Origin of the sequence: uncultured Turicimonas sp., assembly GCF_902477955.1 — a bacterium.
GTDB lineage: Bacteria > Pseudomonadota > Gammaproteobacteria > Burkholderiales > Burkholderiaceae_F > Turicimonas.
In genome coordinates, this window is record NZ_CABSJB010000007.1 from 1 (window position 1) to 24,407 (window position 24,407).

Annotated in this window: 22 protein-coding genes; 16 read left to right on the forward strand and 6 right to left on the reverse strand. The window is 38.6% G+C overall.

Annotated features, from left to right (window positions below; all coding sequences use genetic code 11):
• The first annotated feature begins 54 nt into the window (after positions 1-54).
• Genes RDK53_RS03260 through RDK53_RS03295 form a run of 8 tightly spaced genes read left to right on the forward strand, consistent with a single transcriptional unit; the run spans position 55 to position 7,379 of the window.
• The gene (locus tag RDK53_RS03260) at positions 55-942 is read left to right on the forward strand and encodes a hypothetical protein (protein WP_308513268.1); all 888 of its coding nucleotides are present in this window, start codon (positions 55-57) and stop codon (positions 940-942) included.
• Positions 943-944: 2 nt separating this feature from the next.
• Entirely contained in the window at positions 945-1,583 is a 639-nt protein-coding gene (locus RDK53_RS03265; RefSeq protein ID WP_308513269.1) for a hypothetical protein, read from the forward strand.
• Complete coding sequence (locus tag RDK53_RS03270) at positions 1,580-2,209, forward strand: HAD family phosphatase (protein WP_308513270.1); 630 nt, start codon at positions 1,580-1,582, stop codon at positions 2,207-2,209. The genes RDK53_RS03265 and RDK53_RS03270 overlap by 4 nt, the downstream gene beginning before the upstream one ends.
• Positions 2,210-2,211: 2 nt before the next feature.
• Positions 2,212-2,943 (forward strand): glycosyltransferase family 2 protein, encoded by a 732-nt coding sequence (locus RDK53_RS03275; protein ID WP_308513271.1) that lies wholly within the window; start codon positions 2,212-2,214, stop codon positions 2,941-2,943.
• Positions 2,936-3,724 carry an ABC transporter permease gene (locus tag RDK53_RS03280; protein ID WP_302944394.1) on the forward strand — a complete coding sequence of 263 codons (789 nt, stop codon included), beginning with the start codon at positions 2,936-2,938 and terminating at the stop codon, positions 3,722-3,724. The genes RDK53_RS03275 and RDK53_RS03280 overlap by 8 nt, the downstream gene beginning before the upstream one ends.
• A gap of 3 nt (positions 3,725-3,727) precedes the next feature.
• Positions 3,728-4,468 carry an ABC transporter ATP-binding protein gene (locus tag RDK53_RS03285; protein WP_281523210.1) on the forward strand — a complete coding sequence of 247 codons (741 nt, stop codon included), beginning with the start codon at positions 3,728-3,730 and terminating at the stop codon, positions 4,466-4,468.
• Positions 4,469-4,473: 5 nt separating this feature from the next.
• Positions 4,474-6,414, forward strand: a complete 1,941-nt coding sequence (locus RDK53_RS03290; RefSeq protein ID WP_308513272.1) for a Stealth CR1 domain-containing protein — start codon at positions 4,474-4,476, stop codon at positions 6,412-6,414.
• 11 nt (positions 6,415-6,425) lie between these two features.
• A complete protein-coding gene (locus RDK53_RS03295; protein ID WP_308513273.1) occupies positions 6,426-7,379 on the forward strand; it encodes a glycosyltransferase family 2 protein in 954 nt (317 codons plus the stop codon).
• Between the two features lie 8 nt (positions 7,380-7,387).
• On the opposite strand, the gene RDK53_RS03300 is transcribed toward RDK53_RS03295, so the two are convergent.
• The gene (locus RDK53_RS03300) at positions 7,388-8,422 is read right to left on the reverse strand and encodes a glycosyltransferase family 2 protein (RefSeq protein WP_308513274.1); all 1,035 of its coding nucleotides are present in this window, start codon (positions 8,420-8,422) and stop codon (positions 7,388-7,390) included.
• A gap of 692 nt (positions 8,423-9,114) precedes the next feature.
• On the opposite strand from RDK53_RS03300, the gene glf reads away from it, so the two are divergent.
• Positions 9,115-10,230: a UDP-galactopyranose mutase gene (gene glf / locus RDK53_RS03305; RefSeq protein ID WP_308513275.1), complete on the forward strand. Its 1,116-nt coding sequence runs from the start codon at positions 9,115-9,117 to the stop codon at positions 10,228-10,230.
• A 264-nt stretch (positions 10,231-10,494) separates the two neighbouring features.
• Here the strand turns inward: glf and RDK53_RS03310 are convergent, their stop codons facing one another.
• Both RDK53_RS03310 and RDK53_RS03315 read right to left on the reverse strand, forming a co-directional pair.
• Positions 10,495-11,034 (reverse strand): hypothetical protein, encoded by a 540-nt coding sequence (locus tag RDK53_RS03310; protein ID WP_308513276.1) that lies wholly within the window; start codon positions 11,032-11,034, stop codon positions 10,495-10,497.
• Positions 11,027-12,016, reverse strand: coding sequence for a hypothetical protein (locus RDK53_RS03315; RefSeq protein WP_308513277.1), 990 nt, complete (start codon positions 12,014-12,016; stop codon positions 11,027-11,029). Before RDK53_RS03315 ends, RDK53_RS03310 begins: the two co-directional genes overlap by 8 nt.
• A gap of 773 nt (positions 12,017-12,789) precedes the next feature.
• Between RDK53_RS03315 and RDK53_RS03320 the strand changes: the two genes are divergently transcribed.
• From RDK53_RS03320 to RDK53_RS03345, 7 genes are all read left to right on the forward strand, one after another.
• A complete protein-coding gene (locus RDK53_RS03320; RefSeq protein ID WP_308513278.1) occupies positions 12,790-14,310 on the forward strand; it encodes a flavocytochrome c in 1,521 nt (506 codons plus the stop codon).
• A gap of 46 nt (positions 14,311-14,356) precedes the next feature.
• On the forward strand, positions 14,357-14,686 hold the full coding sequence (locus tag RDK53_RS12245; RefSeq protein WP_374041557.1) for a cytochrome c3 family protein: 330 nt from the start codon (positions 14,357-14,359) through the stop codon (positions 14,684-14,686).
• Positions 14,687-14,713: 27 nt separating this feature from the next.
• Entirely contained in the window at positions 14,714-16,216 is a 1,503-nt protein-coding gene (locus tag RDK53_RS03325; protein WP_308513279.1) for a flavocytochrome c, read from the forward strand.
• 41 nt (positions 16,217-16,257) lie between these two features.
• On the forward strand, positions 16,258-16,572 hold the full coding sequence (locus RDK53_RS03330) for a cytochrome c3 family protein (protein ID WP_308513326.1): 315 nt from the start codon (positions 16,258-16,260) through the stop codon (positions 16,570-16,572).
• Between the two features lie 283 nt (positions 16,573-16,855).
• The gene (locus RDK53_RS03335) at positions 16,856-18,676 is read left to right on the forward strand and encodes a PhnD/SsuA/transferrin family substrate-binding protein (protein ID WP_308513280.1); all 1,821 of its coding nucleotides are present in this window, start codon (positions 16,856-16,858) and stop codon (positions 18,674-18,676) included.
• The gene (locus RDK53_RS03340) at positions 18,666-19,289 is read left to right on the forward strand and encodes a response regulator (RefSeq protein ID WP_308513281.1); all 624 of its coding nucleotides are present in this window, start codon (positions 18,666-18,668) and stop codon (positions 19,287-19,289) included. The genes RDK53_RS03335 and RDK53_RS03340 overlap by 11 nt, the downstream gene beginning before the upstream one ends.
• Positions 19,290-19,489: 200 nt before the next feature.
• Complete coding sequence (locus RDK53_RS03345; RefSeq protein WP_308513282.1) at positions 19,490-20,182, forward strand: GntR family transcriptional regulator; 693 nt, start codon at positions 19,490-19,492, stop codon at positions 20,180-20,182.
• A gap of 6 nt (positions 20,183-20,188) precedes the next feature.
• On the opposite strand, the gene RDK53_RS03350 is transcribed toward RDK53_RS03345, so the two are convergent.
• Genes RDK53_RS03350 through RDK53_RS03360 form a run of 3 tightly spaced genes read right to left on the reverse strand, consistent with a single transcriptional unit; the run spans position 20,189 to position 24,360 of the window.
• Positions 20,189-21,553 carry an MmgE/PrpD family protein gene (locus tag RDK53_RS03350; protein WP_308513283.1) on the reverse strand — a complete coding sequence of 455 codons (1,365 nt, stop codon included), beginning with the start codon at positions 21,551-21,553 and terminating at the stop codon, positions 20,189-20,191.
• Between the two features lie 3 nt (positions 21,554-21,556).
• Positions 21,557-22,918, reverse strand: coding sequence for an adenylosuccinate lyase family protein (locus RDK53_RS03355; RefSeq protein WP_308513284.1), 1,362 nt, complete (start codon positions 22,916-22,918; stop codon positions 21,557-21,559).
• Between the two features lie 41 nt (positions 22,919-22,959).
• On the reverse strand, positions 22,960-24,360 hold the full coding sequence (locus tag RDK53_RS03360) for a DASS family sodium-coupled anion symporter (RefSeq protein ID WP_308513285.1): 1,401 nt from the start codon (positions 24,358-24,360) through the stop codon (positions 22,960-22,962).
• Positions 24,361-24,407 lie beyond the last annotated feature (47 nt).

Consider the following 24,407-nt stretch of genomic DNA (forward strand, 5'->3'; position numbering starts at 1 on the left):
TGAAAAAATATTTTCGAGAAGATAGTTTTTTCTGTATATAAAGATGACGAAAAAATGACAAAAGAGGCTCTTCTTCCTTTGATGTCACAAACCAACACAAACTGCGAAATTGTCTGTTCGGAGGATGTTTTTAATCCTGGTTTTTTTAATATTAATAGGCAGATTAACCTGGTCTCTAAAGGTCTGGAAAATCTCCCGGACGATTGTGCGGTTATTAAATTAAGAAATGATCAGTGGGTAGATTTTGACGCAGTCCTAAGAAATCTTCCTAGAATTCAGAGAGAAAATAAAATACTCACGACCAATTGTTTTAGTCGAAAAGACCGGTTGTATCATCCCTCAGACTTATTGTTGGTTGGTTCTCATGAGAACTTAAAGATTTACTATGATGCTCCAAAACTATCTAATACTCATTTTGAGACGGAGTATTTTTTTAAGATGGCAAGGTTATCTTTAAGTGATTTTCAGAGAGAGTTTGTTCCTCCAGAAGCTTACCTTTGTAGAGAGTATTTGAAACGGAAGGGATGGAAAATAGAAAATACGTTTAAAGATAGTGACAGAGCTTTGAAGAGTTTTTTTATTTTAGTTAATACATGGAATGTTGGTCTTCGCTGGAAAAAAGAAAGAAATCCAAGACTTAGAAGCGGGACGATAATCCTTCCTTATACTTTTTCTGTCAGTCCTTTTTTGGGGGCTCCTGTTGAACACGCTCGTTGCTATTCAGAGGCAGATTTCACCGGAGAGCAGAAGCTTAAGGATAAGTATTTCTTACTATTCGCTCGAGTTTTGTTCCTGACGCGACCTCCTTTTAGAAGAAGACTCTTCTTTTATTCTAAAAGAAATATCCAAAATTTCTCGGAGAACTCTTTAATAAAGAAACTAGTCTTTTCTCGTACCTTTTCATCCATTAGAAAAAAAGTAAAATCTTTGATGCTTAATTAATTATGAATATTTTGTCCCATAGAGGCTTGTGGCATTCTCCCAAAGAAAAAAATACTTTCAACTCTTTGATTGAAGCATTAAACCAAGGATTCGGTATTGAAACGGATCTGAGAGATTTCGAGGGAGAAATCCAAATCAGCCATGATCCAATCTTAGAGCCGCAAGTTAAATTGACTACATTATTGCAAGCCTATCGCGCCTCAAATAGTAGAGGAGCATTAGCTTTGAATATAAAAGCTGATGGTTTGTTAACAAAACTTCAAAAATTTTTGCAAGAATATGCCGTTGAAGAATATTTTATTTTCGATATGTCTATTCCTCAACTTTTCGAGGCAAAACAAATAGGTTTGTCATTTTTTACACGATTCTCAGACATTGAACCATTTCCTTTGATCGAATACGAAAGCTGTAGTGGAGTCTGGTTTGATAGTTTCTATGGACGATACAACAACAATTTTTTTCAAAAGATCCAAGAAGTGCTAGAGAATAATAAAAAAGTTGCCCTTGTCTCTCCAGAATTACATGGGCGTCCATATAAAAAATTTTGGGACGAGTTAAGAACTCGTCAAATAGATAAACTTCCAAACGTTTTTCTATGTACAGACTTATCACTTAATGCGAAGGAATATTTTTCTTTATGACAATCAAGGCGATTCTTTTTGATATGGATGGCGTTCTAATCGATGCAAAAGAGTGGCACTACAAAGCCCTAAATAAAGCATTGAGTCATTTTGGAATCCAGATAAGCATTTACGATCATCTGAGAACATTTGACGGATTACCCACGAAAGAGAAGCTAAAAATTTTGAGTTGTAAACATTTTCTTCCCTCCAAGCTTCATCCATTTATTAATGAGCTTAAACAAAAATACACAATGGAAATGATAAATACCTTGTGTCATCCAACGTACTGTCATGAATTTGCATTATCCAGGCTCAAGGCAGAAGGATACAGGATAGCGGTATGTTCAAATTCGATTCGTCGAACCATTGAAACTATGATGGAAAGAGCTGCTCTTACAGGATATTTGGATCTTATAGTGTCTAACCAGGATGTTAAGAGAAGTAAGCCGGATCCTGAAATGTATCAAGTAGCAATAAAAAAACTTGGACTACAACCAAAGGAATGTGTTGTTGTTGAAGATAATCCTAATGGCGTTGCAGCTGGAAGAGCAGCGGGGGCTTATGTTCTCCAAGTCGGAACAGTTTTTGATGTGAATTACAAGAATATTAAAGATTTTGTTCGTGATTGTGAGGAGGACTATTAGACATGAAAGTTCTTATTCCAGCTGCCGGGAAGTCTTTATTTTTTAAAGATAGTTTTTTCCCTAAACTACTCGTTGACATTGGTGGCGTCTCCATGATCGAACGAGTCATGCAGAACCTTAAATCAATCGAAGACCCTGAGTTTATTTTTGTATTTAATAAAGAGGATATAGAACAATTCCATTTGGATCGAACGGTTCGTCTTCTTGCGGATAAGGTAGAAAGTATCCAAATAGAAGGAGAGAACTCGGGAGCCGTGTGTAGCTGTCTTCTGGCGTGCGATCGCATTGATGAAGATAAACCACTGTTGATCCTTAACTCTGATCAGATAATAGACATTAACTACCAGCAGGTTGTTGAATACTTTTTGCAAAACGATTATCAAGCTGGGGTTGTAACTTTTGATGCAGTCCATCCGCGCTGGTCTTATGTCAACACAATCGGAAATGAACCGGTTGAATTTTGTGAAAAAAATCCTATCTCCAAAATGGCTTTGGCTGGGTTTTATTTCTTCCGCAAAGGAAGTGAATTTTTAAAATCTGCAAAAAAAGTGCTACTGAAGAACAACAGTGTTAACGGACAATTTTATTTGAGTGCAGTCTTAAATGAATTGATTCTTGAGGGAAAGAGAATCGGCATCTATTCTTTGCCAAATTCCGAAGCATATCATTCATTCTATTCTTTAGAAAAGATAAGGTTGTTTGAAAAGAAGATGGGGTTTGATTTCAATGAGTAAGGCCGGTGTAGAAGATATCAGGAAAAGTATTTGTGATATAAAACTTCCTTTGTTTCTTGCTTATTCGGATATTCGTCAAAGGTACCGAAGATCATCTCTTGGGCCATTTTGGATAACTATATCCACTGGAGTAATGATTGTTTGTATAGGGATTATTTTTGGAAACATTTATGATTCTGGAGTTAAGGAGTTTATCCCTTACCTTGCTGCAGGTATGATCATTTGGGGATTTATCTCCTCAACAATTAACGATTCTGCAAGTGTCTTTATAAATGCCGAAAATATTATCAAACAGCTACCAATCCCTATCTATTCACATGTAATCCGGCTAATAGCTAAAAATTTTTATATTTTTCTACATAATTTTTTAATATTCCCTCTTGTTTGTTTATTTGTTGGGCGAGGATTTGACTTAGACCTTCTTTTTGTTTTTCCTGGATTAATACTATTGATTCTAAATTTAACCTGGATCTCTTTAATAGTTGGCATTATATGCACTAGGTATAGAGATTTTCCCCCTATCATCGCAAGTATTTTGCAGGTGGCTTTTTATGTTACCCCCATTCTCTGGATGCCGTCACTTCTTAAGCTTGGAAGAAAATTTTTTTATTTGGAATTGAATCCTTTTTTTCAGTTGATCCAGCTTGTTAGAGAACCTTTGTTAGGAAGATGTCCCCCAATGATGGCATGGATGATGGGAATAAGTCTTCTATTTTTGGGTTGGATTCTTGCTATCGCTATTTTTAACAGGTACAAATCACGTATAGCCTATTGGTTGTAACAAATGTCTTTTATAAAACTAACAAATGTCTCAATTGACATGCCAATCTATAATTCGCAGGGTCGTTCCCTTAAGAAGACAGTACTTGGAGTGGCCACAGGAGGTAAAATCGGCCTCACTGAAAAAGGACACACCATCGTTCGTAGTTTGGAGAACATTAACTTAACAATTAAAGAAAATGAACGTGTTGGTCTTATCGGACATAATGGAGCCGGGAAAAGCACTCTTTTAAGAGTTCTATCCAAAGTCTATGAACCAACACAAGGCTCGGTAGACATAGAAGGAAAGATAGGCTCTTTGATTTCCATTTCACTTGGAATTGATCAAGAAGCCACAGGTCTAGAAAATATATTTCTTAGAGCGGCCTTACTCGGAATACCAAGACATCAGGTGCAGTCACATTTGCAGGAAATAATCGACTTTTCGGAGTTGGGGCATTTTATTAACATGCCCGTGCGTACTTATTCCTCGGGTATGCACATGAGGTTAGCATTCGCAGTTTCCACTATGATAGAGCCGGAAATTTTATTAATGGATGAATGGCTTTCTGTAGGGGATCAATCTTTTCAAAAGAAAGCAGAAGTTCGTTTGAATAATGTCATTGCGAATTCAAATATTCTTGTAATTGCGACTCATTCCAGAAGTCTGATAGAGCAGTGCTGTACACGTGTCGTTTGGTTAGAGCATGGAAAAATTATTGATGATGGTTCTCCCTCAGATGTTTGCTCTCGTTATTTTAGATAAGCCGTATGAAAGATTTCAATATTGATCTAGTGTATTTGTGGGTTAATGGGGAGGATCCCCATTGGCAAAAAAAATATAGAGAAAATAGTTCTCAGAAGTTTTTTGGAAAAAATAGATTTAGAGATAATTCCGAACTCCGCTATAGTTTGCGCTCCGTGGCACGAAATATGAGCTGGGTGAATAAAATTTTTATTGTCACTGATGAACAAAAACCATCATGGTTAAAAGATAACTCAAAAATACAATTTGTTGATCACAAGGACATTATTGAGAAAGACTTTCTTCCCTGTTTTAATTCAGAAGCAATAGAGCTGAATGTATACAAAATCAAAGGATTATCAGAAAGATTTATACTTGCTTCGGATGATCTTTTCGTATTCCGCCCAGTTCCGAAGAGCTTTTTCTTTGATTCAAACGGAGATCCTATTCACCGCCTTATCAAGACCCCAAATCTTGACAATAAAGTCCCCCGGAACCTGTATTATCAAAATCTTTTATTTACGAAGTCGTTGCTGAGGGAGAAAGGATATCGGTTCCCTGAAGATGTTGAGCCTTACCATAATTTTGAGCCTTACAAGGTTTCTACAATAAAGAAAGTACACGAGTTGTTTTCAGAGAGAATTACAACAACGATAGCAAATAAATTTAGATCCTCAAATTCTGTCCAAAGATTTATTTATTCTTTGATGGATCTTCCACAAGATAGAAATCGCCTAAGAACTGCAACCGAAGAGGAATCTATCTATTTTTCAATTGCAGATGTAGAGAAAGTTCCAGATGTATTAAAGACCAAACGTCCTTTCCTTTTCTGTATAAATGATGACGAAAGAAGCGATCAAAACTCCCTTGCAAAATTTCCGCAAGTTCTAGAAGCATTATTCCCGGAGAAAGCTATTTGGGAAGTGGAAGTTAAACTTGAGATCACACCTTTTTTTGAGAGTAGAAACTCCATCTGCCTAGTATTTGCGCCTGATAATAACTATTGTAAATATTTCTCCGCCACTCTCAAATCATTAATAAGTTGTTCTAAGCAAGAGTTTAACTACGATATCGTTGTTCTTCACACAGACATAAATGATTACAGCAGAAGGTTATTAAATTTAGAGCTCCCTAAAAATTTTTCATTAAGGTTTATTGACATATCAACCTATTTATATACTAACTTTAATGTCAAAGATTTTAATGTTCGTTCCTATTGGTCTATTTCTACATATTTCAAATGTTTTATTCCTTTGATTTTTAAGAACTACGAGCGAGTACTTTTTTGTGATGCGGATCTTGTATTCGCTGATGACTTCACGGAATTTTACTTTACTGATTTTGAACGAAAACTGGTTGTAGGTATTCTTGACACTATAGCTCCTAACCTTGTCAATCACCCTCATCGAGTCAGAGAACTTCGAGACTTGAAAATATTATCACCAGACTCAACGTACTTTAATGCAGGAGTTATTTTATTTAATCTGAACGGAATTGATCGAAATAAATATCAAAAGACTTTGAAAGAAACCCTAAAGCTTGTGCTCCCATTTCAAGATCAAGATTTATTAAATTTTATTTTTCAACATGATGTTAAATTGGCTAGTCCAAGATTCAACTTTCAGAATGGAGTTACAATTTACAACCCTCAATATTTGCATCAAGTAGATCCTGCATATGCTGAGTGCTATCTTGCTGCTTTTGAGAACCCTGCAATTATTCACTACACTGGATCAATTAAACCTTGGCACGACCCCTATCAGAAACTCTCTTTCTATTTCTGGAAGTTCGCGAAACAAGGGCCATTTTATGAGCAAATTCTTTCAGATTTAATGGGCAAATCCCCCAAACAGAGCAATAACAAATTAAAAAATTTTGTGAGAGAAAAATCTAAAGTCATGTTTCCGTTGCACAGTAAGAGAAGAGAAATGATCAAGAAGACGCTGAAGAGAATAGGCTTGCTTTAAAAAGAGAGTATATGACTGGCATATCCATTATTGTTCCTTCGTACAATTGCGAAGATTATATTGAACGATCTCTTAACAGTATTAAATTTCAAACTCTGCACGATTTTGAATGTCTTGTAATAGATGATGCCTCTACCGACTCGAGCCTTAAGATTATTAATCAGGTAGTCGGAGAAGATCCTCGATTTAGAGTCTATTCTTTTTCAGAAAATAAAGGGGTTGGCTTTGTAAGGAATTTTGGCATACAACACGCTCGATCTTCTGTAATTGGATTTGTTGATTCAGATGATTATGTAGATTCTTTTTTTTATGAGAAACTGTTAACAAAAAAAAGTGATTCGAAAGCCGATATTGTTTTTTGTGATGTAGTTGAGGAGAAGAATTTACAGTATCGATACGTACATGTTTATGGGAGCAGTCCAGAAATTCTTGGAAAAGACGTTTTTCTCCGCCAAGTTATTGAAGATACAAAGGTCAAAAGCTGGCTGTGCAATAAAGTCTTTTCAAGAAATCTTTTTGAAGGGGTCAACTTTGAAGGGAAGACTCTTGAAGATTTTGCTCTTCTTCCTACACTGATACAAAGATCTAATTTTGTTGCCTATCTGCCGTTTACAGGATATCACTATGAGATGAGAGTGGGGTCTTTGTCACGTCTCACAAGTTGCTTTGAGAGATTCGAGTTAGTTGAAAAGGCCGAAAAACGAAAAAAGTGGGTCGAGGAGCATACCCCGTTTCTAAAAGATGAATCAATTAACTGTCTTGTTAGGTTTTACAATCTTTTCTTCACGGCCGCTAGAGAAGATAACAATGGAAAACATTTCTTCTTTCAAGAAAAACACATCCTGTTTCTTAGGCGAAATTCAGGGGATTTGCTTTTTAACAAGAGAATAAGTATTAAGAGAAAAATTTTTCTAACTTTTCTGCTAGTCATCTCTTTGATCAAATATCATTGGAAGGACAGGTAAGTAATGTTTCAAATTCTTTTTGATAGGTTTGGATACATACTAAATAGGCAGGAAAGTATATAAGAAAAAAAACACGTTATAAGCGGTGAGTGAAGTCTAAGGGGTAAAAAAGCAATCCTGTGAGAAAGAGTTTCACCTTTAAAAAAAGGCTGTAATATTGTGAATTCCCTAAGTTCAAAAAACTGCTGAATTGCCTGAAGAGCCTCTTTATATTTTTTATCTTTCATCTTTCTAATTGCAGATGAATAGAGGGATCGAACAAGGATTATCGAAAGAGTTTTGCCACTTTTGTTTAAACAGTGTTTCGAATTAGCCCACGAACAAAGAAGGACGATTTTCTTTTGATACAGAGGACCATAGTTCTTGATTTTTTGATAGGACAAAGAGGTTGTACAAATCCGATTGTAGTTGTAGGCAACTAGATCGATAAATGAGAAACTCGAAATTTTTTGAAAAACAGAGTAATTAAAGAAAAAATCCTCAGCAAAACGCAGATTTTTATCAAAAAAAATTTTATTCTTTCTAAGAATTTCAGTTTTGTAGAAGCTGTTAGCCGCATAGCCAAACAAAGGCAATCTTTCGAGTTCAATGGCCTTTTCTGTTATTTCATTTGGTCGATTAGAGAAAAATGCTGAAGATGAAACTTCACGTCTACTATCTTGATATATCTCTCTTACACCGAACTTGATGACGTCAGACTTGTTTTTCCAAATTTCTGCAGTCACGGCCATGAAAAGTTTTTCAGAGTAGAAATCGTCTGCGTCAAGGAAACCCACATAGTCTCCTCTAGCCATCTCAAGTCCGATATTTCTGGATTCTGAAGGACCAAGGTTTTTTTTGTTTTTCAATATTTTGATATTTTGATTTTTTTCAGCTAGCTGGCACACAACCTCAAAAGTCTTGTCCAGTGAGCAGTCATCTACCACGATGACCTCATAAGTCTCAATTAATTGATTTGTAACACTGTCGATAGCCGTTTTAATGGTTTTTTCTGCATTCCAGGCAGCGATGACTATTGTGAAACTGAGTGACTTAGATTTCATGGGAAAGATTCAAATTTACCTTTTCCATTATACGGGCAAGTAATGAAAGGCGAACAAGTTTTGTAAGGAGAATTAAAAACATTGAAGCTTTTATTGCCAACGTTGGTTCATTCGATTATTACATGTTTATTTTTCAATTAAACTGACAGGCTTTTCCACGTCACCGAGACTTCAGGACTAAAGAGCCGAACTCTGACTTCATTTTTTCTTAAATTAGTTTCGTATTAAAAGTGCGGTTATTCTGCCAAGTGCTGAGCAATATAAGCGGTAACGAAGTGAAGCTCTCTAGTGGTTTATTGAAACAAACCCCTTTACCAGATTTGAGAGGGCTACTTATGAAACAAAAGCTCACTTATAAAGCCGTCAGAGATTGTAATACATTACTGTAGGCAGAAGATGAAGACAGACTACTTTTGTTATTATACAAATGGTTGGAAATGAAAAATGCCTTAGGAGAAAATTATTTAGGAATTGCTCCAGTCGGATCTATTTTTCGTGGAAATTAGATAGTTGAAAAGATACGATTGTTAAATTGTAAAAATTGAAATTGTGTCAGGATCCATCCCTTGAACAGAGGGCGGGACAAGTCAAAAAAGTATTTCTTGATGAATTAGAACTGCTAGGCTCAATAGGCGATTAAATGTGAATGATGTCCAATTTATGTTGGATTTTGTCTAAGTTCAAGGATATTTATGGTAAGTTTTTTAATCATTGGATGCGGGATCTCGGGCATTTCTTTAGCAAGAAAACTTGCCGAAAACCGTCACAAGGTGGTTGTGATCGATCAAAAAGATCACATAGGCGGCAATTGCTACGATTACTTTGATAGTAATGGAATTGATATCCATCAATACGGTACTCATATTTTCCATACAGAGAATCAAGAGGTATGGGATTTTTTATCTCGATTTACTCAATGGTATCCATACCAGCACGAAGTTAAAGCACTGATTGACGGGAAATTGGTTCCGATCCCATTCAACTTCAATTCAATCGAGCAATTATTTCCTCAAAAATTGGCTCAGTCTCTTATCGAGGCCTTACTGAATGACTTTCCATTCAACAAGAAAGTTCCAATTCTCAAGTTAAGAGAAAGCAAGAATAAGGATTTGCAATTCTTAGCAGAGTACGTATATGAGAAAGTTTTCCTTCACTATACCGTTAAACAATGGGGAGTCAAACCGGAAGATCTCGATCCTTTGGTTACGGGCCGAGTACCGGTATTCGTCGGAAGAGACAATCGCTATTTCCAAGCTAAATATCAAGGAATTCCATTGCACGGATATACGGCGATGTTTGAAAAAATGCTCGACCATTCCAACATAGAAGTCAGGCTCAACACCTCATTTGATAAATCAATGCTTAAAGATTTTGACCGTTGTTTCTTTACCGGCGCAATTGATGAATTCTTTGATTACCAGTATGGTGAACTGCCGTATAGAAGCTTGAAGTTTGATTTCCTGACATTCGACCGTCCCTACTTCCAAAGTAACTCTGTAGTTAACTACCCGTGTAATTACGACTTCACGCGTATCGGAGAATACAAGTATTTCTTGGGCACGCAGAGTGACTCTACCGTTGTTTCCTACGAATATCCGGAATCGTTTGTTTTAGGAAAGAATGAACGTTATTACCCGATTATCAATGAAGGTAACAAAGTTTTATATGCCAAATATCTGACCCTTGCAGACAAATTAGAAAACGTCACGTTTCTGGGTCGTTTGGGAGATTACAAATACTACGATATGGATCAGGCTGTCGGAAGGGCTTTGAAAATGGTCGAAAATTTTTCTTCCTCTCGCAAATAGCGTTAACGAGTCTCGTCTGAAAGCATTAAATTCAGATTTAATTAGCTTAAATAAATTCGGAAGGCCCTTTGTGAATTAGCGCCTTCCGTCTCTTTCTTTAATTCAGGCCAATGCCTGAACAAAAGATCCTGCAAAATCTATCAAGTTCGACTGGTATCTACATTTATAGGATGACAGAAAGAGAATTTGGAAAACAACAGGATGTATAAACGGACGGTCGGTTATATTTTTATCGGAACCGATAAATTCGGTCGAGTTTGCTATTCATGCCTCCAAGCTTGTTGAATTTGATAATCGGTTCTCAAGATCTTTCGATTGTTCTTTTCTAATTCTAGAATCTATTGTTTGGTTGACAAAGCTATAGATTTCTTGCACTGAAAGACATAGAGAAAGTCCATAAACTAGGACAGCCACAGTCGCACCTAGTAATGCTCCCCAAATAGCAAAAAACCATTCAATATCGCTCTGAAAAACGCTTAGCATGAAGGCAAGAACAACTTGAAGTAGTACAAGCAGGAAGCCCCATAATATCGCTCCTTTCGTCTTGCTATAGAGGATAGTCTCAAGAACCTCCCTTTCCCTCTTATTTAGTTTTGAGCCTAGTTGTGAGTAGGCTGAATTAAGCTCCTTTAGGCCAAATAAACAAATTGTTATGGGCAAAATAGCAAACGCTATATAACCGTAGGTTACAAGTGAAATCTCTTTAATTTCTCTACTTAGAAATTTTCCAGCTAAAAAACCAGAAAGGAGCAACAATAAAATGATGATGCCCGATACTCGCCAACTACGTAGAAAATTAAACATCTCCTAGGCCCTCTTGCCGTGTTAAGCTCGTTAACCAACTAATCATTTCTTTCCAAAGCTCTTGTAACTTAGGCAGCCCATTAGGCCCAATCTCCACAGAGATTTGACTGGTCAAATCTAGCTCGTTTCCCTTAATTACGTTTCCGTTATCTAAGATGATTACAGTTTCTTCAAAATTAAAATGTCGGAATGAAATAGCGGTTTCATCTAAAAACTTTCGCCAAGATTTCGATGCTTCTTTTTCCACCAGAAGCTTTAAGCCCATCCGAAGGTTTGCATTTTCAATTGCTTGAGAGAGCCCTGCGCTATTATTCTTTGAAAGAAAGTCTTTTTTGACTATATTTTGAAATTTTTCCCACATACTTTGATGTAGGTCACTTTCTCTGTGAGAGGTTTCAAAGGGTAAATCGAGCTGTTCTGCTTTAATGCCAGCTTCGAGAGAAACTTCTTTTACATGGTTCTCTTTCAATATTTCTTCGATCTCTTTTGGAGCTCGCTTATTAAGAATTAAGTCTTCAGAAGCAGATAATGCATTTGTGCAATCTTTTAGTAACCAATTTAGATGATTTTCAAGTTCTTTGCTCCGTAGAGAGCGGCCGGCTATAAAAACTACATGATTGTCCTTGACAACAAAGTACAAAATGGAATTGATGAATTCTGCACTGTTAGATGCTTGTTTGGCAGATCCTTCTTCGGGCCGAATTGCATCTATGACATATTCTTGGGTTTTTGAATCTAATTTGACAATGGGCTGAGAAGCTCCTTCATCGAATTGAATCAATTGGCAACACAAAAGATTTGAGTATCCTTGATGCGAAAAAATCAGCCTGACTTGTGTGCTTTCTTTTTCCATTTCTTGTTTTCTTGTTATTGGAGGGTGCCGTAAAGCCTCTTCGAGCATTTTTTGAAGAGAATTAGTAGGATTTGGTTTATTGCCCTTCAGCACAATGGCCTCTCTATAACTAATGTTCTTTCTAATCATTGTCTTATATTCCTTGGACTGGATAACACATAGTGTAAGGGAAGGACAGGATAAAAATAGAAAAAGTTTTTTGTGCTACTCGATGATAAGTTCCGGCGTTCATTGTTATTAGTTCCTGTCATCGTCGGTCAGAGATTATCTACGTTCTGATTTTTTCCTCGAGAAATCTGGTTTTCATCGCTAAGTATTCTGTTTCAGCGATTTTGGCTCTTCAACTATATTCAATCCGGATAGTATCGTCGGAAGTTCCAAAGGCATCATTGAATGTTCTATTTACATCGCCATTTATCCGGGTTATAGCCATCCGTTCGGGTTGTTATCATCATTGAAGGAAAAATCACACTATTTTTAAGCGGTATTTTTCAAAATCCTGTAACTTACGGCTGGCAATTCACAATTTCCGAACAACCTAGGCCCCCTCAAGGGCACTGGCAACCATCGCAACAATGCTAGAAAGCTCAGAGCAGAAAAATTAAAAGCAAATGAGTAAGCGGTAGCCATAAAGAGCGATAGAAAAGAGGGGAATTTATTTAATTCTTATCAAAATTGCCTGTTGAACTAACATAAATATCAAAAAATCTCTTGAGTTTCTACCAATAAAGCACCGTGAAAAAACAAGTGACGATGTGGCTGGAACCAATGACGACACCAGTAAGAGTTCCACACTCACAAAAAGATTCCCACTGGTTGTTCCTGATCTCTACCTAGGTAGTTGTTCCCATAGAATGAATTTGGAATGTTTCAGATTCAATTAATCATTTAAGGGGATGAATATGAAAGCAGCATCTTCAAGAAGGCATCTATTAAAGGCCGGACTCGCTACGTGTACGGTCCTTCCCTTTGGAGGCGTACTTTCTCAAGAGAAAAAAGAGGAACACCTTTGGGATAAAGAGTTTGATGTTATCGTAGTCGGTTCCGGCGTTGCTGGTTTGACCGCTGGTATCACAGCTGCTGAAAATGGGGCCGCAACCTTAATTGTTGAAAAAATGGGTGAGATTGGAGGTTCGAGCCGAATTAGTCAATGTGATATGGCTATTGTCGGCAGCCCGCTTCAAAAAAAATTAGGAATACAAGATAAACCAGAATGGTTGGCTGCTGATATGCAGAAAGTATCTGGGGGTCTGACGGATCCCGAATACGCCTTGACTATTGCCAAGGGAACTTCTGCTCTCTTTAATTTTATGGTTGAACACGGAGTTATTTTTAATGACACGCTTATGCATTTTGGTGGTCACAGTGTAAAAAGAACCGTGTATCCAGTAGGTGGAGGAAAGGGCATTATTAGACCTTTATCTAACAGTTTCGCTTCTTTTAAAAACTCAAAACTCATTACAAGATGTAAGGCAGAAAGCGTAATTTATGATGGAGACGGAAGGGCGATCGGTCTAAAAGTTAGAACTAACTATCTTTTTAATCCTTTGTTAGATTCAGAAGATACAGAAAACAAGACGGGTTCCGTTAAGTATTTCAAAGCAAGAAAAGGCATAGTTTTTGCGTCTGGAGGATACTGTCGAGATAACTCAATTGTCTCAGCTGAAGTTCCTTATCTCAAAGGGATTTCTTCTAACGCACAAATAGGTGCTACTGGTTCGGGCCTCAGGGCTCTTCTCGAAGCTGGAGCCTACCCGGTTCATCTTTCCTTGTTTAGATTTTCTTTCCCTATTTCTTATACGGATATTTGTTGGGGAATGTACGTTGATCCTTCATCTGGACTTAGGTTTGTAGACGAAGGAGGTAACCGGGACAAGATATCAATGGCGATACTGGACCAAAAGAAAAAGAATGGAAACGTTACCCCGGTGCTTATCTATGACTCTGCGGCTATTAAGAATTTTCATGATCAAAGAAGACTTAAACGAGGCCTAGCTCTTAAGAATACCTGTGGCGGAAATATTTATAAATTCGATTCTTTAGAAGAACTGGCAAAAGCTTATGGCATCCCCGTTGTTGCTCTGAAGGAGCAGGCTCAGCGATACAACAAAATGCTTGATGAGCTCAAGGACACAGAATTTAATAAAGATATGAAAGCCATGAAGGGGGCCGGGGTCAGAAAAGCTCCTTTCTATGCAATGCAGGCTATGCCATTTATCGCATATACCGCAGGAGGGGCAAAGATAACGCCGCAAGCACAGGTTATTTCTGCAAGAACATTCAAACCTATCAAAGGGCTTTATGCCGCTGGTGAGGCAGCGGGTGGCATTCATGGGGCAAATCGACTTACCTGCTGTTCTGTCATAGATTGTGGTGTTTTTGGAATGATCGCAGGCACTCAAGTATCAAAACAGGAATCTTAGGGGAAGAATAATGAAAAGATTTTTTATTATTAGCGGATTGTTTTTAATGTCTTTTGGGGCGTTAATTGTGCATGCCCAAACTCCTCAAGAACATCAACTAAGACCTTGGCATAAAAGCTTGAGTTGTCAAAGCTGCCATTCTGACTCCACACAAATTCAGGCCCCTAGTAAAGGAGACTGCCTGACATGCCATCAAAGTGAAGAAAATGTCGCTCAAAGAACGGCTCACTTGTCTCAAAAAGGAGTCAATCCTCATGACAATTATCACTATGGAAAATCAATGGATTGCATAAGCTGCCATCGAGAACACTCAAAATCATATGACGGTTGTAACCAGTGTCATAACTTCAGCCAATGGGTTAAGCCAACGCCATAGTCCGCCTCAAGCTAAGGAGAATGCAAGATGTTGAAAAGAAATAGAAGATTTTTTTTAAAAACCGGTTTGTTTAGTGCTCTAGTCGGAACATCAACAGGGGCAATGGCAAATAATCAACCTTCTGAGCCAGTGGCCTGGGATGAAAGTTTCGATGTAGTGGTCGTCGGTTCTGGAATGGCCGGTACTTGTGCAGCAATCTCTGCAAAACAAAATGGATGTAAGCACGTTGTAGTTATTGAGAAAATGCCGATGCTAGGTGGTAGCTCTGTGATAGCCGCCGGGGATATGGCTGCTGTTTGCAGCACATTGGCTAAAAAGAACGGTATCAAGGATGAACCTGCTCTGTTTGTAAAAGATATCGAAAAGTTAGGAGGAGGATTCAACCATAGAGAGTTAACGGAAACGTTTGCTAATAATTGCGGAAGAGCCATGGATTTTATTGTGGCGCACGGGGCTAAATTTCATGAAAAATTAATTAAACAAAATGGCCATTCAGTAGCAAGAATTCATCAGCCTGTTAACGGGTGTGCCCAAGGAGCTTTAATCCCTTTGCATAACAATTTTAAAAATGTTATGGGAGGAGAGTTTAGAACCAGAGTTAAGCTTGATGCTTTAATTCAAGATAAGACAGGTAGGGTTATTGGAGTAAAAGTTCGTGAAAACTATGAATTCGATCCTCGGCTGAAGTCAGACGATTTGGAAAATAAAACCGGAACTGTAAAATTTTACGAAGCTAGAAAAGGCGTCATCATGGGTAGCGGAGGCTACGGAAGAGATGTTGAATTCCGCAAACAGGATACTCCTCAAATTCTCCCTGAAATGGTTTTAACGGCTGGATTAGCGGCAACCGCTGGTGCTTTTAAAGCAATGCTTAGAATTGGGGCACGTCCGGTAAATATGGCTTTTGCCAGATTTGGATTAAGACTTTCAGCAACAGATATGAGGTACTCTTGCATGGTTCATCCTAAAACAGGTGTTCGCTGTATGAATGAATCAGTCCCTCGTCCGGTCATGACTGCTAACGCACTTAATATCTATAAATCAGGAGCAAGGGCTTTTCCGATTGCTGTGTTGGACAAAAATGCAATAGATAAGTTTGATGATCCATTAAGAACTGAAAGACAAGCAAAATTGGGCTATCTGACAAAACACGAAACTTTGCAGGATCTGGCCTCAGCCTATAACTTGCCCTTTGATTCTCTGAAGAAAACTATTGATAGATACAATCAGCAGGTACTGAACAAGAAGGACCTTGACTTTGGCAAAGATTTTAATCTGGTTAATTTTCAAACCATCTCACAAGCCCCTTACTATGCATCGGTAATTCTTCCTGTAAGCAATAGAGGAATGGGAGGAGTCTTAATTACTCCTAAGACTGAAGTTCTGGATCTGGATGGGAAAGTAATTCCTGGTCTTTTTGCAGCAGGTGAGGCAGCAAGTGGAATTCATGGTTCAATGAGTCTTATTTCTACAACATTACCCGCCGCATTTACCTTCGGAATGATCGCCGGTGAAACAATAGCTAAATAAGGAGAATTCAGATGCAAAAAACGTTAAAGATATTTGCCTGTATGACTTTTTTTACAATATTTGCGTGTTCTCCTCTAGGCGCCTCAGAGGTGGTAAACAAACCTTTTCATCAGGATATTAAATGTGAAAAATGCCACCAAGGGCAATTTAATAATCGAGTTCCAACTGATACATGTACTGGCTGTCATCTCAGCGGTATTGAATTGGCGAAAAAAAAGGAAGGGGTCTTTTTGAATCCCCACAACTCTCCTCACTGGGGTACAACCGTCGAGTGCTCAGTATGTCACAAGGAACATCAGCCTTCACAGTTAATATGTGTGAATTGTCATCCTAAGATGCAGAACAACCTTAAATAGTTTTAACCGAGCTGCTCCGAAGTTAAAGGAGCAGCTCTAAGTCGACAAGGAAAAAAGCAACCTTAATAAAAAAATTCTTCAAGCTAATTTAGAGAGCTGATTCTAAAAAATCTAAAGATAGGAAGAGGTACCTTTTTGATTATTTGATGATCTTCCTAACTTCAATGATGTATCAGAGAAATATATATAAGACTAAGTTACGGAGATTAGAATGAGAATCTATAACGATAGGTCTTAATTTTTATTGATATTGTAAATTCACGGTAGTACAGGAGATTCGGGCATGGTTAGCGGTGTTAGCGCAGAAGTCAGCATAACAATGTTCCGGATTCTATTAGTGCTTGTCTTTTCTCTCTTTCAGAGTTTAAGTAATGCAGGTGAGCAAACTCCCTTAAGAGCAGGCGCAACTTATATTAATTACCCTAACGATACTCTTAGACATTTTGAGCATAGTTTGAAATTAATAGAAAGAGAGCTGGGTAGGCCTGTGATTTTTTCACTATATTCAATTGAAAAGCTCGAAAAAGCTGTTAAAGAAGGCTCCTTAGACTTAGTTTTTACTGGAGCTGGTTTCGTGAAGCGGCTTCAATCTTCCGGCCTTAGGATGCTCGCAACTAGTGTATCTCCGGAAAAAAGCAATCCTAATCGGAGTACAGGGACCGCGATCGTTACTCTAAAATCAAGAACAGATCTGAACACTCTTGCAGATTTGAAAGGTAAGAGATTGGCTGCCGTCTCAAAGGACAGCTTCCAAGGTTATCAAATTGGAATGGGAGAGATCAATCGTCAATATCCGCCTGCAAAGTCTTTTTTTTCTAAAACAAAATTTGTAGGTTTAGGTGATGGTTTGCAAATGGACTTAGTCTTGAGGGCTCTTGAAAATAACGAAGCCGATGTTGGCTTTCTAAGTGCTTGTTATCTTGAAAATAATCTTTCAGAGAAGGAAAGAGAAAAATTCAAAGTGGTCAATAAGACAAAGCAGGAGGATATTCCGTGTGAGGTTTCTACAACATTATTTCCCAATTGGACCGTATCCTCACTGCCTTCTTTGGAGCATGAAAGTCTAAGAAAAATTACTTCCGTTTTATTTAATATGCAAGCTGATTCCAATGGACGTTATTGGAGTGTTTCGGCAGATTATCGCCCGGTAGATGAATTGTTTAAAAGTTTGAAGATTGGTCCATATGAATATTTAGATAGATGGACTTTTCAAAGAGCCTGGGCTGAATACAAGGTTTATGTTATCGCTCTGTTATTAATTTTATTGGGAATTTTTGGCCATAGTGTGCGAACGGAAATCTTAATTAGGAAAAGAACACTAGAACTGGAAACGGCATTTAAGCAGCAAAGAAAGACTGAGTATGAAAAACAAAAAGCTCAGAGTTCCCTCGAGAAAATAATGAGGTTAGGAATAGTCGGTCAAATGTCTACGATATTTGCACACGAGCTAAAACAGCCCTTAAATAATATCCAGTGCTATATAACCGGAACCCAAAGATTACTGGAAGAAAAAAATAAAAATTTTCTTCTTATTCATCATGCGTTAGACAAGATAGCTCAGCAATCACAGCAATGCGCAGAAGTTGTAGATCGTGTAAGAAGTTTTGCAAAAAAACGGCAAAAATCAATTGTTAGAGTGAATGTTTACGATCTTCTTGAGAAGGAAATTAAAGAATATGAGAAACTCTACCCAGAAGATACCGATATCACCCTTATCAAAGGCTCTGCAATTTTTGTTCTCCTGGATAGACTGGATTTTAAAATGGTGCTCTTTAACCTTTTTAGAAATGCTGAACAAGCAGAGCGGACAACCAAACACATAAAAATTGAAGTTTTGGCATCTGTCACTAAGAAAAATAATCATAGTTTCTGTTCTATTTCCGTTAAAGATAACGGACGAAGAATTTCTGATGATGCTTACGAAAAAATTTCTGAACCTCTATTCTCTACTAAGGAAGATGGACTTGGTTTGGGAGTTCAACTTATTATTAATACAATGGAATATTATGGAGGCAGTCTCTCTTTTGTTAGGAGCGAAAACTCGGGAGACGGCTTAACAGCAATTGTTGAACTACCTTTAGAGAATAAAAAAAATGCTTCCTAAAGAAAAAGCTCCATTAATTCGTGTTATTGATGATGAAAGCGAAGTCAGAGAAGCTCTGGAATTTTTACTAACATGTGAAGGGTACCGTGTAGCTGTTTATGAAAGTGCTTTAAAATTTTTAACAGAAGATTCTCCGGACGATTTTGGTTGTATTGTGGCTGATGTAAGGATGCCGGGGATAAACGGCATAGATTTATTTGAACGTTTAAGAGAAATAGAATATCCCATTCCGCTTATCTTTCTTTCGGGACATGGCGATATAGACATGGCTGTTAAAGCGGTTCTAGATGGTGCTATTGATTTTATACAGAAGCCAATCGTACCGGAAAGAGTTTTCAAAGCGATAGCCAGAGGCATTCAACGATGTTCACTGAAGAGCATAAATCCTTATTTTTCTGAAGAGAACGAGTTAAGGCGTCGATATGACAGTCTCACATCAAGAGAGAAACAAGTCTTAAAGCTAGTTTCATCAGGCTTAACAAACAAGGAAATAGCAGAACGTTTAAACTTGTCACATCGGACTGTTGAAGGGTTTCGATTATTAGGTTTGAAAAAATTAGAAATTAAAAGACCTGCTGAAGTATTAGCTGTTTTCAATCTCTTGAAAACCTGAGAAGAAGTATCTTTTTAACTTGAGTAAAATGACGGATTAAAGATGAAAGCCTAGTGGCCTTATAACGGTCTGTGAGAACTTCTGCGACTTGATTTTAGTTAGTTTTTCAGCGATAAAGAAAATCATATAACGCATCAGGCCCAGCATATAGAAGAAGCTCTGTCATTTAAAGTAAATAAAAGAATATCTTATTAAAAAATATGAGTTTGTTATTAACTAACACTTTGGTACCCCAACTTGCCGGTCTGATTGAAGATATGATTCTTGACGGCACATTCAAAGTGGGAAGTAAACTGAAGGAATCTGATTTAGAAGAAAAGTTCGGAACTAGTAGAACTCCTCTCAGAGAAGCGCTCCGGCTGTTGGAGTCCCAAGGCCTCATCGAAACTATTCCACGCAAAGGGAGCTTCGTAAAAAAAATAGATATTCAAGAAATTTCGGATATAAGTGAAATCAGAATAACTCTTGAAACGTTGGCCGTTAAATTAGCCCATCAGAGGATGACCCCTGAGGGCTTGAAAAAATTAAAAAAAGAATTAGACGGTATGGAAAATGCTTGGCGAACACAGAATGCCAAGGATTTCATGGAGTTTCATGAAAAATATCATTCAACATTAATTTCCTTGACTGGCAATTCTTGGCTCGAAAAAGAACTTTATAACTTACGCAAAATAATGCGTTGGCATCGGTTTTATTACCAATATCACGCAGCAAACTTTGAATATTCTTTAAAAAGCCACCAAGAGCAATATAAGTTATTGTCAGATCCTCTTTCAGATGAAGAAGTTCTGTGCCAAATTGATGCTAAGACAACTCGAAGAGGTTGCGAACTATTATTGGAACATATAAAGAAAACAGAGCAATCTTTACCTGAGAAAGATTGCTCTGACTAGCGGAGACTACTTGATAGAAAGAGAATGAACGAATTGATAAAGATCGGCAATATCCTCCTCCTCAATTGTTCTGACTCTTTCTTGAAGTTCGTTCATTTCGTTTTCCGAAATAAATGAAAGAAGTGTTTTTGCTTTGGCGGCTAAGTCTGGCCAATCTAAGGGCGTTTCAGGCTCGCCCAAAGGATCGGCAATAAATGCTGAAATTTTTTCACCAGATTTCATTTCAAGTGTTACACGGCTTTGCTCATGAAAAGGATGAATTGCTTGGATGTCCGAGGCCACACAAACCGTACATTTTTCAACTAAAGACAATTTTGATTGGTCTCTTAAGCTTTTCTCGCCAAAACTTTCTTCAGAAACCAAGCCGTCTGCAATGGCGGTGCAAACTGTAAAAGGTAAGCTAAACTTCGCATCTTTGACCGAAGAGATTTTCTTGTTGCCTACGACATCATAGGCCGCCTGGTACGTTTCTATAACTACCTTTTCTATTTCCTCTACGGGCACATCTCCTAACTTCCGATGAAGTTCCAGGCCTGCATCAATCCCGCCATGCGTATGCCGGCAGCAGGGATAGGGCTTAAATGAGACCCCGTCGCTTCTCCACATTGAACCAAAATCTTGGAATAGACTTTCATCAAACTTCTCTTCATGGAAGCCTTTGAAAAGCCCTTGTTTTCCTTCTAAAATCTTGTCAGCCCCAGTGAAATTTTGAGAGGCAAGTTGGCAAACAAGTATTGAATCTGCTACACCGTGACCGACATGCAGTATTTTGCTTTGTGCCTTTGTTGCATTAAATTCCCAAAGGCCGGAGCAAAGAGTTCCGGCATTTCCGAATGCATGTCCCAGCTGATCGCGTGTGAGTTTATTCAATTTGCCGACAGCAATTGAACCTCCGAGGGGACCGGTAGTCCCAGTGGTATGCCAAAGCGCATAATGTGACAATCCGAGAGCAGTGCCGACTCTAAGCATAATCTCATAGCCTGCAATACAAGCTGTAAGAAAATCTTTGCCGGTAGATTGCTGCATACATCCTGCAAGAAGAGCTGGAGTTATGACCATTACTCCGGGATGGGATAGCCCCGTTCTGTCAGAATCGTCCATTTCTAGGGCATGTCCTGATGCTCCATTAAGCAATGCGGCGTAGTAAAGTGAAGTAGGGTGAGTTAACCCAAGAGGAGTGATGCCGGTTTGCACAACGTTCAAACGGCATAAATATTTAAAAGCATCGACCTCTTTTGTTTTTGATCCGGCCACAGCGCAGCAAATTAGATCAAAAATGTACTTTTTCATCTGTTCGCACGTGTTTGGCGCTGTGTCGTCAAACTTCAAATTGAAAGCAAAATCCAAACACGCCTTGGTGATGTTGTTCATGCCTTATCCTTTTATGACGTTGTCAATAGCTTTTTGAGTGAGTCCAAGATAGTTGCTGGGATTGAGAATATCTACAATTTCTTGTTCTGTTAAATATTCTCGAAGTTCCGGCATTTGCTTGACGTATTGTTCGTACGGAATCTTCTTTTCGAAAGAGTCCATTGCGATTTTATGGACAATTCTCATTGCTGTATCTTTTTTCCCGGACTTGATGGAAAGAAGTAAAGCCAAAGGCTCAGCCATCAGCGATCCTTCATCTTTATCAAGGTTTTTACGCATGTTCTCTTCATGCACTTTTAATCCTTTGAATACTGTCAGCATTTCTTTCAACATGCTATCCATGAGAATAGCTGTTTCCGGCATACGGACATCTTCAACAAAGAATGGAGTGTCGTCTCGGAGATCCCGGTGGAAAATCTCTCCTTGAGCCGTGGCATTGGAACGAATTAATGTTGCCAAACCTTTAATATTTTCGCAGAGGACCGGGTTTCGTTTCTGGGGCATAGTGCTTGAACAGATCTGGTGTTCTGTGTCAAACGGCTCTTCTAATTGCATGACTTCATTTCTTTGGTTAAATACAATGTCATCAGCAATTTTTTCGCAAGTATTGGCGATCAAAGAACAAAGATACATGTACTCAACGAATCTTTCATTGCGGGGCTGAACTGAAATGGGAGGAACGGTTAAGCCAAATTTTTCAAGAACCTTAACTTGCATGTCCCAGCATTTCTCTCCAAACAATAAATTGTACGAAGCAAAGTTTCCAGCGGCTCCTGATACCGTTCCTGTACAAATTCTTGGTAAAGCTTGGTCAATCCTTTCAATGTGTTCTTTGAAAGCCTGAGCCCAGGTGGCAACTACAAAGCCGAAGGTAACTGGGATGGCGTGTTGACCGTGAGTGATTCCTGCCATGACTGCATTGCGATATTTGTCAGCTAAGGGGAGGAGAACAGAAACGATCTTTTCTAAGTCAGCTCTATAGCTTTCTAATGATTTCTTGATCCTAAATGCCAGAGTGCTGTCCAGGACGTCTTGGGAAGTTGCACCATAGTGGATAAATTCTCCGGCACCATTTTCGCAGATAGCCTTATAAGCTCGGATGAGGGCAACGGTATTTAAATTGGTGGTGCCAAAAATGTTTGCAATCTTGTCAATACCAATAAGATCAATGTTCCCTTTTTTTGTGATTTCATCGGCCACATCTTGGGGAATCATTCCTAACTCAGCCTGAGCTTGGGCCAAGTACACCTCGAAATCAACCCATTGCTGCAAAATCCCTCTTTCGCTCCAAAGGTTTCGCATTTCTTCTGTTCCAAAACCTTTTTCGTACATCTCATAATCAAAAAAATGCATTCTATTTTTCATAATCATTCCCTTGTGTTGAAGGTAAAAATTGTTGAGAAGAATTACCAAAGACCGATTAATTTCCACCAGATGGAGCCAAAGACAACCACGATGGCTAAATGAAGCCAAGACAGGATGAAGCCAATCTTCCACCATTCGGCATTCGTGAAATAGCCGGCATTAAAGAAAATTGGAGCAAATCCACAGGTGTACTGAGTAAGGCAAGCCGGAGTGTTGGCAATGAAGGCCAACATAAGAATGGAAAGAAGAGGAGGGCATCCAGCTCCTAACATAACCGTCAGACAGGCTCCGTACAAAGCGACCATATGGGCCGTAGAACTGGCAAAGGCGTATTGTGTATAGTTAAAGAAGATGGCAATAGCTAGTGCAACAACCCACCAATCAGCACCGACAAAAATACTTCCCAATCCGTTTCCAAGCCAGACCATGAAGCCTTTTTCTGTGAGGGCACCGGCCATACAAACTAAGACACCCATCCAAATCAATGTGTCCCAGGCTCCTTTTTCTCCTAGGACATCATCCCAGGTAAGAATGCCGAAGTACAACATCGCACACACAGCAATGAAGGCAACTAAAGTGGATCCAATTCCTGTGAAGTCTCCTAACATCCATAACGCAATGGAAAGGAGGAAGATGACACAAAGGATAACTTCTTTTGAAGAAATGGGACCCATAGCATCAAGCATCTTTTTCGCTTCGATCTTTGCTTCAGGTGCTTTTTTAAGTGTTGGGGGAACAACAAAATAAACGGCCAAAGGAACCAAAGCAATTGATGCGATTCCCGGTAATAAAGCGGCTAATGCCCAGCCTCCCCAGGTCATCTCGAGATTTGCTAGATCCTTTGCATATTGCATCACCAGCACGTTTCCAGCCATGGCTGTCATGAACAGGTAAGAGATAAAAGCTTCCGACTGGAAGTAAGACTGGATTAAAAATCTTCCGGCACGGTTTGGATTGTGATCAGGTTCGCTATCCAAGGCTTTGCACATACTTCGAACGATCGGATAAATAACTCCTCCTGCCCTTGCCGTGCCTGAAGGAATTCCGGCTGCCAAAATGGAACCACTGATTGTTAATCCATAAGCAACTTTAAGAGTGCTGTCTCCAATTACGCTCAATATCTTGAGGGATAGTCTTTCTCCCAACCCTGTTTTAAGAAATGCCCGGGAGAACATGAAAGCCATGACGATTAACCATAGCAAACTGTTGGAAAAACCTGCGAGAGCGACTTTCAAAGGCAATGCCTTAAAAAGAATTGCAGCTGTAATGCCGAAGATTGCCACATAACCGATGGGTAAAGGAATAAAAATAAAACCAGCAATTGTTGCGACCATGACCGCTAAGACATGCCAGGCTTCAGCGGTCACACCTTGAGGAATAGGTGAGAACCAAAGAACCAAACCGATAGCGATAGTGATTAGAAAACCGAGATTCTTTTTCATATCGACTCCTTTTAGGGAAAGAGCAATATCGTTTGAATATTGCATAT

Coding starts and splice junctions, on each gene's coding strand:
- RDK53_RS03350 (WP_308513283.1), bottom strand. CDS start 21,553: ATGAACAACATCACCAAGGCGTGTTTGGATTTTGCTTTCAATTTGAAG.
- RDK53_RS03270 (WP_308513270.1), top strand. CDS start 1,580: ATGACAATCAAGGCGATTCTTTTTGATATGGATGGCGTTCTAATCGAT.
- RDK53_RS03300 (WP_308513274.1), bottom strand. CDS start 8,422: ATGAAATCTAAGTCACTCAGTTTCACAATAGTCATCGCTGCCTGGAAT.
- glf (WP_308513275.1), top strand. CDS start 9,115: ATGGTAAGTTTTTTAATCATTGGATGCGGGATCTCGGGCATTTCTTTA.
- RDK53_RS03290 (WP_308513272.1), top strand. CDS start 4,474: ATGAAAGATTTCAATATTGATCTAGTGTATTTGTGGGTTAATGGGGAG.
- RDK53_RS03320 (WP_308513278.1), top strand. CDS start 12,790: ATGAAAGCAGCATCTTCAAGAAGGCATCTATTAAAGGCCGGACTCGCT.
- RDK53_RS03295 (WP_308513273.1), top strand. CDS start 6,426: ATGACTGGCATATCCATTATTGTTCCTTCGTACAATTGCGAAGATTAT.
- RDK53_RS03340 (WP_308513281.1), top strand. CDS start 18,666: ATGCTTCCTAAAGAAAAAGCTCCATTAATTCGTGTTATTGATGATGAA.
- RDK53_RS03330 (WP_308513326.1), top strand. CDS start 16,258: ATGACTTTTTTTACAATATTTGCGTGTTCTCCTCTAGGCGCCTCAGAG.
- RDK53_RS12245 (WP_374041557.1), top strand. CDS start 14,357: ATGTCTTTTGGGGCGTTAATTGTGCATGCCCAAACTCCTCAAGAACAT.
- RDK53_RS03335 (WP_308513280.1), top strand. CDS start 16,856: ATGGTTAGCGGTGTTAGCGCAGAAGTCAGCATAACAATGTTCCGGATT.
- RDK53_RS03275 (WP_308513271.1), top strand. CDS start 2,212: ATGAAAGTTCTTATTCCAGCTGCCGGGAAGTCTTTATTTTTTAAAGAT.
- RDK53_RS03285 (WP_281523210.1), top strand. CDS start 3,728: ATGTCTTTTATAAAACTAACAAATGTCTCAATTGACATGCCAATCTAT.
- RDK53_RS03265 (WP_308513269.1), top strand. CDS start 945: ATGAATATTTTGTCCCATAGAGGCTTGTGGCATTCTCCCAAAGAAAAA.
- RDK53_RS03325 (WP_308513279.1), top strand. CDS start 14,714: ATGTTGAAAAGAAATAGAAGATTTTTTTTAAAAACCGGTTTGTTTAGT.
- RDK53_RS03310 (WP_308513276.1), bottom strand. CDS start 11,034: ATGTTTAATTTTCTACGTAGTTGGCGAGTATCGGGCATCATCATTTTA.
- RDK53_RS03360 (WP_308513285.1), bottom strand. CDS start 24,360: ATGAAAAAGAATCTCGGTTTTCTAATCACTATCGCTATCGGTTTGGTT.
- RDK53_RS03345 (WP_308513282.1), top strand. CDS start 19,490: ATGAGTTTGTTATTAACTAACACTTTGGTACCCCAACTTGCCGGTCTG.
- RDK53_RS03355 (WP_308513284.1), bottom strand. CDS start 22,918: ATGAAAAATAGAATGCATTTTTTTGATTATGAGATGTACGAAAAAGGT.
- RDK53_RS03260 (WP_308513268.1), top strand. CDS start 55: ATGACAAAAGAGGCTCTTCTTCCTTTGATGTCACAAACCAACACAAAC.
- RDK53_RS03315 (WP_308513277.1), bottom strand. CDS start 12,016: ATGATTAGAAAGAACATTAGTTATAGAGAGGCCATTGTGCTGAAGGGC.
- RDK53_RS03280 (WP_302944394.1), top strand. CDS start 2,936: ATGAGTAAGGCCGGTGTAGAAGATATCAGGAAAAGTATTTGTGATATA.